The sequence below is a fragment of the Streptomyces sp. MnatMP-M17 genome (assembly GCF_900091995.1).
Taxonomy (GTDB): Bacteria; Actinomycetota; Actinomycetes; order Streptomycetales; family Streptomycetaceae; genus Streptomyces.
In genome coordinates this window covers 1-9,851 of record NZ_FMDK01000083.1, presented here as the reverse complement: position 1 = coordinate 9,851, position 9,851 = coordinate 1, and the positions used below count along the sequence as shown (strand labels likewise).

Below are 9,851 nucleotides of genomic sequence, written 5' to 3'. Positions count from 1 at the left end.
GACCTCGGCCGCACCGCCGCGAGCCACGCGGCGCGGCCCGAGGTCCGGCCCGAGCCCGCGCCGGAGCCCATGCCGGGCCGTCTCGGCCGTCGTCCGCGTACCGTTCCGTCCGCTTCGCGGCGGTCCGTTCCTCGGCGTCACCGCGCGTCGCCTTCCTCTTCCGGTCCCGCTCCGCCGTCCGTCGCCGACGACTCCGACTCCGGCTCCGCGCCGTTCTTCGGCAGTCGCAGGACGAACATCGCGCCGCCGTCCGGCACATTCGCCGCGGTGATGTCACCGCCGTGGATATGGGCGTTCTCCATCGCGATCGACAGTCCCAGACCGCTGCCCTCCGAGCGCGGCCGGGACGCGCTCGCCTTGTAGAAACGGTCGAAGACATGCGGCAGGACGTCCTCGGGGATACCGGGCCCGTGGTCCCGTACCTCGATGACGAGGGAGCCGTCCTCCGTACGTACCGCCACCCGGACCGGCGAGCCGCCGTGCTTGAGCGCGTTGCCGATCAGATTCGCCATGATCACATCGAGCCTGCGCGGATCGAGCCGCGCCATGATGCCGCGCTCCGCGTCCAGCTCCACCGCGTCCAGCCAGGCCCGCGCGTCGATACAGGCCGTGACCTGGTCCGCGACATCGACGTCGTCCAGGACGAGCCGGGCCGTACCCGCGTCGAAGCGGGTGACCTCCATCAGATTCTCCACCAGGACATTGAGCCGCCGGGTCTCGCTCACCACCAGCGTCACGGCGGGCGCGATCATCGGGTCGAGACTGTCGGCCTCCTCCTCCAGCACCTCCGTCACGGCGGTCAGCGCGGTCAGCGGCGTACGCAGCTCATGGGACATGTCGGCGACGAAACGGCGGCTGGACTCCTCCCGCGCGCTCATGTCCGCGACCTTCTTCTGCAAGGACTCCGCGGCCTTGTTGAACGTACGCGAGAGATCGGCCAGCTCATCCGTGCCCGTCACCCGCAGCCGGGTCCCGAACCGGCCCTCGCCGAGCTGCCGCGCCGCCTCGCCCAGCCGCTGCACGGGCTTGAGTACGGTCGTGGCGGCGGCCTGCGCCAGCAGCGCGGACCCGACGAGCGCGAGGGCCGTGGCGATGCCCAGCGACCAGGCGAGCGAGTTGAGATCCGCGCGCTCCTGGTCCAGGGACTTGAGGAGATAGCCGGTCGGACCGCCGCCGATGATCCGCGTACCGCCCACCAGATAGGGCGTACCGCCGAGCTCGGTGCGCAGCCAGAAGACGTGGTACGGGTAGGCGTTGCCGGAGGTGACCTTCTGCTTGCCGTTCACGGCCTGCTGGAGCGACTCCGGTACGTCGTCCAGCGTGAAGGTGTCCCGGTCGGAGGCGCCGACGACGGGCTTGCCCTCGGCGCGCTCGCCTATCAGCAGCACGCTGTAACCGGCGCTGCCGTCCGCCATCTGCTCGGCGGTGCTCTGGAGCTCGCTCTGGCTCGGCCACAGCGGCAGCTCCGCCGCCCGGTTCTGCATCTTCTGCTGGAAGTCGTTGAGCGCCGAGTCCTGGGTGCGGGTCAGCACGGCCTCGCGATTGAGCCAGTACGCGATCCCGGACGCGGAGACCGCCGCGGTCAGGGCCACCGCGCCGAAGACGACCACGAGCCGCAGCCGCAGACTGGTCCAGCGGAGCCCGGCCAGGATCGCCTTCTTCGTCGCGCCGCCCTTCTCCGCCGTACCGCCCTTCTCCGCCGTACCGCGCCGCGTAGCGCCTGCGCCTGTGCCGTTCTCCAGCGGGCCGTGCGGGCCGCGGTCCGGCCCGTCCACCGTGTGCGCCTCGCTCACGAAGGCGCGTCCAGCCGGTATCCCACTCCGCGCACCGTACGGATCAAGGTCGGCGAGGACGGTACGTCCTCCACCTTCGCGCGCAGACGCTGCACACACGCGTCCACCAGCCGTGAGTCGCCCAGATAGTCGTGCTCCCACACCAGCCGCAGGAGCTGCTGACGCGAGAGCGCCTGGCCGGGACGGCGGCTCAGCTCCAGCAGCAGCCGCAGCTCGGTCGGTGTGAGCTGGAGATCCTCGCCGTTCTTGGTGACGGTCATCGCGGACCGGTCGATCACCAGACCGCCGAAGGTCGCGGAATCCGTGGACTCCCGCTCACCGCGCCGCAGCACCGCGCGGATCCGCGCGTCCAGCACCCGGCCCTGCACCGGCTTGACCACATAGTCGTCGGCGCCGGACTCCAGGCCGACCACCACATCGATGTCGTCGCTGCGCGCGGTCAGCAGAATGATCGGCAGCTGGTCGGTGCGCCTGATGCGCCGGCACACCTCGAAGCCGTCGATCCCGGGCAGCATCACATCCAGCACGATCAGATCCGGCCGCTGCTCCCGCAGCAGTTTCAGGCCGTCCTCTCCCGTCGCCGCGGTGGCCACTCGGTGGCCCTGGCGTGACAGGGAGAGTTCGAGGGCCGTGCGGATGGCGTCGTCGTCCTCGATCAGCAACAGGAAAGGCACGGAGGTCATTCTGTCCCATGGGGGGACCACAGTTCGACAGTTGGAGCGCTCCCATACTTTTCGCACGCTCCGCGCAAGGTACGCCGCCCCCTGTGACAGGCCTGTGACAGTCGGCGGACAGCGCCATGAAACTGCCCCGGCAAGCTCTTGGGCACAGGGAACGAAGCAACTCCAAGCGACGGGGGGCGCGGGATGAACGCACTGCACGGCACGGCCTCGAACGCGGTGGTCACGCGTCTTCACGACGTTACGAGGAGCGATGTCACAAGGAACGGTGAGAAGTCCGGCGCCGTGAACGGGCGGGGGTGCGTTCGCGGCGCCGGGCGTCAGCACAAGCCGTCGTACATGACGGTGGTTGACGCGGACCTGGCGGGCAACGGGGGAGCCGCCACGTACGGGGAGGGCTCGGGGGAGCGGCGGCTCCCGGCGGAGAGGGCGGACGCCGAAGCGGCGTTCACCGCCTATGTCCAGGAGCGCCGCGCCTCCCTGTACGCCACCGCCTACCACCTCACCGGCGACCGGTTCGAGGCCGAGGACCTGCTCCAGAGCGCCCTCTTCTCGACGTACCGGGCGTGGGACAGGATCAGCGACAAGGCCGCTGTCGGCGGCTATCTGCGGCGCACCATGACCAATCTGCACATCAGCGCCTGGCGCAGGCGCAAGCTCAACGAGTATCCGACGGAGGAGCTGCCGGAGACGGCGGGCGACACCGACGCGATGCGCGGCACGGAACTGCGCGCGGTGCTCTGGCAGGCGCTCGCCCGCCTTCCGGAGCTCCAGCGCACGATGCTGGTACTGCGCTACTACGAGGGCCGCACCGATCCGGAGATCGCGGACATCCTCGGCATCAGTGTCGGCACGGTGAAGTCGAGCATCTGGCGGTCACTCCGCCGGCTCCGCGAGGACGAGGTCCTCAGCTTCGGCCGTGACGAGGAGGAGTCCTTCGGCGAACTGGTCGCCTGAGGGCCGCAGGGGGAAACACGGGGGAGCACAGGGGAACACGGGGGACACGGGGAAAGGTGGGGGGCCCGCGGTCTCGGGGGAGACGGCGGGAGTACGGGGGAAAGCACGGGGAGCACGGGGGAGAACTCGTGGGTCGTGGGGGCCCACGGGGATCACAGGGAAAAGAAGCGGGACCGTACAGGACCGGGGGGTCTTGTACGGTCTTGCTTTTTGCGCTTTTCGCGCCTGAACCGTCGCCGCTCTCGCGGAGGTGGTTGCTCGCCGTGGGGGTTGCTCAATGGCCGCTTGCGGTTTGGCTGGGCGCGGGTGCAGGGCAGGGCGCGGCATTGTGTACCGCAGCCGCGGCGGTGATACGGCCCAGGGCCTCCGCCTTGCCGCATGGATACGCGCCCAGGGCCGTCTGCCGGGCGACGATCGCGCGTTCCGCGCGCATCAGCCGCCAGCCGCGCCGCAGCAGGAACCCGACCGACTTCCGTCCCTCGCGCAGATCGCGCAGCAGCCGCCGCCGGAAGGTGGTCGAGGGCCGGCCGCGCAGACAGAGCGCGTCGGCCAGTACGCCCGACTCCCGGCAGCGCGCGACGATGTCGGCGGCGAAGATGCCCTCCGCGAGGAAAACGGGCGTGTGCGCGATGTCGAGCGCCTCCGTGTCCACGCGGGCGCTGGTGGCGATGGAGTAGACGGGAACGGTCGTACGGCCCGTACGGCACAGCTCCTCGATCGCCGCGACGGCGGCGTCCGCGTCCCAGGACTGGGCGGAGTCCCAGTCGATGTCCGTACTGTCCGGGACCAGCGGCAGCGTCGGGTCGTCGCCCTCCTTGTAGAAGTCGTCGAGGCGCAGCACGGGCAGGCCCGTACGCGCGGCGAGGGAGGACTTTCCGGAGCCTGACGGGCCTGCGAGCAGAACGACTCGGGCCGGATGGGAAGGAGAGCTCACGGGACACCAGTGTGCGGCATGGATCCGTGCAGGGAACCACCCGGGTGTACGGATCCACGACGGATCATGGCGAACCGATGACAAATCGGTGTGGAACGATCTTGGGCCGAGCGGTCCTGATGGGGTGTCACACCGCATCTCCACGCGGCCGGGAGTCGTTAGAGGACAGGACATTCCACTCGGCCAGGCAGGAAAACTCATGGCACGTCATGCAGCTCCCACCTCCCGGCGCCGCGCTCTGCTGCGCGCCGGTCTGACCGTCACCGCGGCGGGTGCGGCCCTCGGCCTGGGCGGTATGCCCGTCGCCGTGGCGTCGGCGACGGACAGCGACCTCCAGCTCGCCGAGGCGGGCGCGGCGTCGGGCCAGGCCCTCACCGGCGCGCTCACCCACTCCACCACCGGCGCCCTGGCCCCGATCACCAAGCTCCGCCTCAACCCCCTCTCCGGCACCGGCGTCGACCCCCTGGACAACGCGGTGGGCACCCAGATCGCCGACTTCAAGCCCCTGTCCACGGCCGCACTGACCGACCCCCTCACCAAGGGCGGCGGCGCCCTCCAGGACCTGCCCCTGGCGGGCCCGGCGCTGAAGCTACTGCTGCCGGCCCCATCGGCCTGACGGTCAGGTGACGCGGCCGAGGTGGGTGACGAGGATCCGGATGACGTCGTCATCGATCAGATAGAGGATGCGGTAATCGCCGATGTGCAGGCGCAGCACATCATCCGATCCATACGGGATCGAGTTGGCAGGGCGTGGTTCCGCTGCGAGCGTGTCCACGGTTTCGTACACGGCCGAGAGTCCGACCGGATCGTCCTTGAGGAAGCGGAGAGCCGCATTCGTGGCGCGTGGCTCCCAGATGATCTCGTAGGTCACTTACCGCAGCCCCAGCATGCGGCCGACTTCGTCGTGCGGGATGCCCGGCTCCAGCGTGCCGCGCTCCTTACGGAGCTGATACTCGGCCACCGCGAGAGCGTCCTCCAGATCTGCCAGATCCTGCGGGTTGATCAGTATGGCCGCCACATGCCCGTGGTCGGTAATGGCGATCCGTTCGTGCGAGTGGGCTGTCCGCCGCACGAGCGTGCCGAAATTGGCGCGGGCATCGGTCATGGCGTAGGTGTCAGTCATGTGCAGAAGAGTACGGCTCTGCCAAGTAGTGAGCACTGAAAAGGCCCCGCTTTCTACCGAATGAGTGAAAGCGGGGCCCTGGCCGTGTGAGGTCTCCCTGGCGTCAGTACGACGAGCCCGAGGCGCCCAGGCTGCCTGTGGGGTGCCAGACCGTTTTGGTTTCGAGGAAGGCCGTCAGGCGGTGGGTGCCCGGGTCGGAGCGCCAGTCCGTGGCGTGCGGGCGCAGGACTCGTTTGAGGTTGTCCGCCGCCGCGATCTCCAACTCCTTCGCCAGGACCGCGTCCGCGCCGGTCAGGTCGATCCCGTTGACGTCCTGGTGTGCGGCGAGCGGGGCCGCGATCTCGGCGGTGCGTCCCGACAGGACGTTGACGACTCCGCCCGGAAGGTCCGAGGTGGCCAGCACCTCGCCCAGGGAGAGCGCGGGCAGCGGAGACCGCTCGCTCGCGACGACGACCGCCGTGTTGCCCGTGGCGATCACCGGCGCGACGACCGAGACCAGGCCCAGGAAGGACGAGTCCTGCGGCGCGAGGACGGTGACGACACCGGTCGGCTCCGGCGTGGAGAGGTTGAAGAACGGTCCCGCCACCGGATTCGCCCCGCCCACGATCTGCGCGATCTTGTCGGTCCACCCGGCGTACCAGACCCAGCGGTCCACCGCCGCGTCCACCGCCGCCGAGGCCTTCTGCTTCGACAGCCCCTCCGCGTCCGCGACTTCCCGTACGAACTGGCCCCTGCGCCCCTCCAGCATCTCCGCGACGCGGTACAGCACCTGGCCGCGGTTGTACGCTGTCGCGCCCGACCAGCCGCCGAACGCCTTGCGGGCCGCGACGACCGCGTCCCGGGCGTCCTTGCGCGAGGACAGCGGGGCATTGGCCAGCCAGGCGCCCTTGGAGTCGGTCACTTCGTACACCCGGCCGCTCTCGCTGCGAGGGAACTTGCCCCCGACGTACAGCTTGTAGGTCTTGAAGACACTCAGTCGCGTCTCATCGACAGTGCTCATCAGCGCTCGCCCTCCGGGCTCGACGGGGCCAGATACGCCTCTAGACCGTGACGGCCGCCCTCACGGCCGTAACCCGACTCCTTGTAGCCGCCGAAGGGCGAGGTCGGGTCGAACTTGTTGAACGTATTGGCCCAGACGACGCCCGCCCGGAGCCTGCTCGCCACCGCCAGGATGCGGGAGCCCTTCTCCGTCCAGATGCCCGCCGACAGGCCGTACTGCGTGTTGTTGGCCTTCGCCACGGCCTCCTCGGGCGTACGGAACGTCAGCACGGACAGCACCGGGCCGAAGATCTCGTCACGGGCGATGGTGTGCGCCTGCGTGACGTTCGTGAAGAGCGTCGGCGCGAACCAGTAGCCGGAGGACGGCAGTTCACACGCCGGCGACCAGCGCTCCGCGCCCTCCGCCTCGCCCGTCTCCGCCAGCGCCGTGATACGGGCGAGCTGCTCGGCGGAGTTGATCGCGCCGAGGTCGGTGTTCTTGTCCAGCGGATCGCCGACACGCAGCGTGGAGAGCCGTCGCTTGAGCGACTCCAGTACCTCGTCGTGGACCGATTCCTGGACGAGCAGCCGGGAGCCCGCGCAGCAGACCTGACCCTGGTTGAAGAAGATCCCGGTGACGATGCCCTCGACGGCCTGGTCGACGGGCGCGTCGTCGAAGACGATATTGGCGCCCTTGCCGCCCAGTTCGAGCGTGGCCTTCTTGTCCGTACCGGCGATCTCGCGCGCGATGGCCTTGCCCACGGCGGTGGAACCGGTGAAGGCGATCTTGTCGATGTCCGGATGCGAGACCAGCGCAGCGCCCGTACTGCCGTCACCGGTCACGATATTGACGACGCCCTTGGGGAGTCCCGCCTGACGGCAGATGTCCGCGAAGAAGAGCGCGGAGAGCGGAGTCGTCTCGGCGGGCTTCAGCACCAGGGTGTTGCCGGTGGCGAGCGCCGGTGCGATCTTCCAGGCGAGCATGAGCAGCGGGAAGTTCCACGGGATGATCTGGCCCGCGACACCGAGCGGCCTCGGATCCGCGCCGAGCCCGGCGTGCCCGAGCTTGTCGGCCCAGCCCGCGTAGTAGAAGAAGTGGGCCGCGACCAGCGGGAGATCGGTGTCCCTGGTCTCCCTGATCGGCTTGCCGTTGTCCAGGGTCTCCAGGACCGCGAGCTCGCGCGAGCGCTCCTGGATGATCCGGGCGATACGGAAGAGATACTTGGCGCGCTCGGCGCCGGGCAGCGCCGACCACTTCTCGAACGCCTTACGGGCGGCCCCGACGGCCCGGTCGATGTCCTCGGCGCTCGCCTGCGCGACCTCGGAGAGCACCTCCTCCGTCGACGGCGAGACGGTCTTGAAGACCTTGCCGCCGGCCGCCTCGGTGAACTCGCCGTCGATGAACAGCCCGTACGACGGCGCGATGTCGACGACGGCGCGGGACTCGGGCGCCGGTGCGTACTCGAATACAGAACCCATGGTGATCAGTCCACCGTCACATAGTCGGGGCCGGAGTAGCGGCCGGTGCTGAGCTTCTGACGCTGCATCAGCAGATCGTTCAGCAGGCTGGAGGCGCCGAAGCGGAACCAGTGGCTGTCCAGCCAGTCCGCACCGACGGTCTCATTGACCAGCACCAGGAACTTCACCGCGTCCTTGCTGGTGCGGATACCGCCCGCGGGCTTCACACCGATCTGTACGCCGGTCTGCGCGCGGAAGTCCCGTACGGCCTCCAGCATCAGCAGTGTGTTGGCGGGCGTGGCGTTGACGCCGACCTTGCCGGTCGAGGTCTTGATGAAGTCCGCGCCCGCGATCATGCCGAGCCAGGAGGCACGGCGGATGTTGTCGTACGTGGACAGCTCGCCGGTCTCGAAGATGACCTTGAGCCGGGCGGCGCCTGCCGCCTCCTTCACCGCGCGGATCTCCTCGTACACCTTGAGGTAGTGACCGGCGAGGAACGCGCCGCGGTCGATGACCATGTCGATCTCGTCCGCTCCCGCAGCCACGGCGTCACGGGTGTCCGCGAGCTTCACCGCGAGCGAGGCCCGGCCGGCCGGGAAGGCGGTCGCGACGGACGCGACCTTCACCGCGGACCCGGCGAGCGCGGCGACCGCCGTCTCCGCCATGTCCGGATAGACACAGACGGCCGCGGTGGCGGGTGTCGTACGGTCGGTCGGATCGGGCCGCAGGGCCTTGGCGGCGAGCGCCCGGACCTTGCCCGGGGTGTCCGCGCCTTCGAGCGTCGTCAGATCGATCATGGAGATGGCGAGATCGATGGCGTACGCCTTGGCCGTGGTCTTGATCGAGCGCGTCCCGAGCGAACCGGCACGCGCCTCCAGGCCGACGGCGTCGACACCGGGCAGCCCGTGCAGGAAACGGCGCAGCGCGCTGTCGGACGCGGTCACGTCGGCGAATGCGTGGGTGATGGTGGGCATGGTCACCAGAGGAGCATATCTACGCGCGTAGCGACCTGTACAGGGGTGAGTCCGAGCTGTGACCGGGGTCCGTGGAGGGTTTACGGACGCGTACGGCAGAATCGGGCATATGACGAGTCCAGCGCCTCAGCCCTCCGAGCCGACCCACCGCGACCGTGTCTTCCGGTCGGGCGGCGGGATCCTCGGCGGGATCCTGCTGCTGGCGGTTGTGGCCTGGCTCGGCGTCGACGCGCTCGTCTGGGGCACGGACCGCACGCCGTGGCTGGCGCTGGCCGGTCTCCTCTTCGCCGTACCGCTGATCGTCGCGTTCAGCCTGCGCCCGGCCGTCTTCGCCGGGAACGACCGGCTGCGGATCAGAAACCCGTTCCGGACCATCACACTGCCCTGGGGGACGGTGACGGGCATACGGGCCGTGTACTCCTGCGAGGTCTTCACCGAGAACGACGGGAAGTTCCAGCTCTGGGCCGTCCCGGTCTCCCTGCGCCAGCGCAAGCGCGCCAACCGCTACCAGGACCGGCTGGCCCACACCTCGGAGACCCTCGACCCGGCGAAGCTGGCGCTCGCGGACCGCGCGGTCACGGAGCTGCGCGAACTGTCCGAACAGGCCACGACCCGGCCGACGGCCCAGGGCACCCCGACGATCCGCTGGGCGTACGAGGTGATCGCGCCGACGCTCGCGGGCCTGGTGCTCCTGATCGTCCTCCTGGCCACGGGCTGACCGGCCCCCGGCTTTCGTCCTCAATCGCCGGACGGGCTGGTTTTTCCGGCCTGCGGCCGGAGTGCGGCGAGGAGCTGGCCCCCTCCGAGCAAGAGCCCGACACCGGGGGCGGACGGTTCCGTCCTCAATCGCCGGACGGGCTGGATGTGCGCCCGGCACCGGGCGGGAAGCCGGGGTCCGGGCGGGAGGGGGTCGGGGTCGGAGGAGGTGCGTGTCCGGACACTAAAGCGTGATTT

The 9,851-nt window shown here is 69.7% G+C and carries 11 protein-coding genes; 3 read left to right on the top strand and 8 right to left on the bottom strand.

Annotated elements, in window-relative coordinates:
* Positions 1 to 137 precede the first annotated feature (137 nt).
* The gene (locus GA0115259_RS04485; RefSeq protein ID WP_370747276.1) at positions 138 to 1,793 is read right to left on the bottom strand and encodes a sensor histidine kinase; all 1,656 of its coding nucleotides are present in this window, start codon (positions 1,791 to 1,793) and stop codon (positions 138 to 140) included.
* On the bottom strand, positions 1,790 to 2,467 hold the full coding sequence (afsQ1, locus tag GA0115259_RS04480) for a two-component system response regulator AfsQ1 (protein ID WP_079124961.1): 678 nt from the start codon (positions 2,465 to 2,467) through the stop codon (positions 1,790 to 1,792). The genes GA0115259_RS04485 and afsQ1 overlap by 4 nt, the downstream gene beginning before the upstream one ends.
* Positions 2,468 to 2,659: 192 nt before the next feature.
* Here afsQ1 and GA0115259_RS04475 point away from each other — a divergent pair, with 192 nt between their 5' ends.
* Positions 2,660 to 3,430, top strand: coding sequence for a SigE family RNA polymerase sigma factor (locus GA0115259_RS04475; RefSeq protein ID WP_093591121.1), 771 nt, complete (start codon positions 2,660 to 2,662; stop codon positions 3,428 to 3,430).
* Between the two features lie 274 nt (positions 3,431 to 3,704).
* On the opposite strand, the gene GA0115259_RS04470 is transcribed toward GA0115259_RS04475, so the two are convergent.
* Entirely contained in the window at positions 3,705 to 4,364 is a 660-nt protein-coding gene (locus tag GA0115259_RS04470) for a uridine kinase family protein (protein WP_256097900.1), read from the bottom strand.
* Positions 4,365 to 4,563: 199 nt separating this feature from the next.
* On the opposite strand from GA0115259_RS04470, the gene GA0115259_RS04465 reads away from it, so the two are divergent.
* Positions 4,564 to 4,980, top strand: a complete 417-nt coding sequence (locus tag GA0115259_RS04465) for a hypothetical protein (protein ID WP_093591118.1) — start codon at positions 4,564 to 4,566, stop codon at positions 4,978 to 4,980.
* A gap of 3 nt (positions 4,981 to 4,983) precedes the next feature.
* Here GA0115259_RS04465 and GA0115259_RS04460 read toward each other — a convergent pair whose 3' ends face one another.
* From GA0115259_RS04460 to deoC, 5 genes are all read right to left on the bottom strand, one after another.
* On the bottom strand, positions 4,984 to 5,235 hold the full coding sequence (locus tag GA0115259_RS04460) for a type II toxin-antitoxin system RelE family toxin (protein ID WP_093591115.1): 252 nt from the start codon (positions 5,233 to 5,235) through the stop codon (positions 4,984 to 4,986).
* Positions 5,236 to 5,487 (bottom strand): type II toxin-antitoxin system Phd/YefM family antitoxin, encoded by a 252-nt coding sequence (locus tag GA0115259_RS04455; protein ID WP_093591112.1) that lies wholly within the window; start codon positions 5,485 to 5,487, stop codon positions 5,236 to 5,238.
* A gap of 103 nt (positions 5,488 to 5,590) precedes the next feature.
* Positions 5,591 to 6,487, bottom strand: coding sequence for an aldehyde dehydrogenase family protein (locus GA0115259_RS04450; protein WP_093591109.1), 897 nt, complete (start codon positions 6,485 to 6,487; stop codon positions 5,591 to 5,593).
* Complete coding sequence (locus GA0115259_RS04445) at positions 6,487 to 7,944, bottom strand: aldehyde dehydrogenase family protein (protein WP_093591106.1); 1,458 nt, start codon at positions 7,942 to 7,944, stop codon at positions 6,487 to 6,489. Before GA0115259_RS04445 ends, GA0115259_RS04450 begins: the two co-directional genes overlap by 1 nt.
* 5 nt (positions 7,945 to 7,949) lie before the next feature.
* Entirely contained in the window at positions 7,950 to 8,897 is a 948-nt protein-coding gene (deoC, locus tag GA0115259_RS04440) for a deoxyribose-phosphate aldolase (RefSeq protein WP_093591127.1), read from the bottom strand.
* Positions 8,898 to 9,006: 109 nt separating this feature from the next.
* Between deoC and GA0115259_RS04435 the strand changes: the two genes are divergently transcribed.
* Complete coding sequence (locus GA0115259_RS04435) at positions 9,007 to 9,615, top strand: PH domain-containing protein (RefSeq protein ID WP_093591103.1); 609 nt, start codon at positions 9,007 to 9,009, stop codon at positions 9,613 to 9,615.
* The last annotated feature ends 236 nt before the right edge of the window (positions 9,616 to 9,851 follow it).

Bases quoted from the DNA above. Each gene is read 5' to 3' on its own strand.
- GA0115259_RS04475 (WP_093591121.1), top strand. From the start codon at position 2,660: ATGAACGCACTGCACGGCACGGCCTCGAACGCGGTGGTCACGCGTCTT.
- GA0115259_RS04465 (WP_093591118.1), top strand. From the start codon at position 4,564: ATGGCACGTCATGCAGCTCCCACCTCCCGGCGCCGCGCTCTGCTGCGC.
- GA0115259_RS04455 (WP_093591112.1), bottom strand. From the start codon at position 5,487: ATGACTGACACCTACGCCATGACCGATGCCCGCGCCAATTTCGGCACG.
- GA0115259_RS04450 (WP_093591109.1), bottom strand. From the start codon at position 6,487: ATGAGCACTGTCGATGAGACGCGACTGAGTGTCTTCAAGACCTACAAG.
- GA0115259_RS04445 (WP_093591106.1), bottom strand. From the start codon at position 7,944: ATGGGTTCTGTATTCGAGTACGCACCGGCGCCCGAGTCCCGCGCCGTC.
- deoC (WP_093591127.1), bottom strand. From the start codon at position 8,897: ATGCCCACCATCACCCACGCATTCGCCGACGTGACCGCGTCCGACAGC.
- GA0115259_RS04435 (WP_093591103.1), top strand. From the start codon at position 9,007: ATGACGAGTCCAGCGCCTCAGCCCTCCGAGCCGACCCACCGCGACCGT.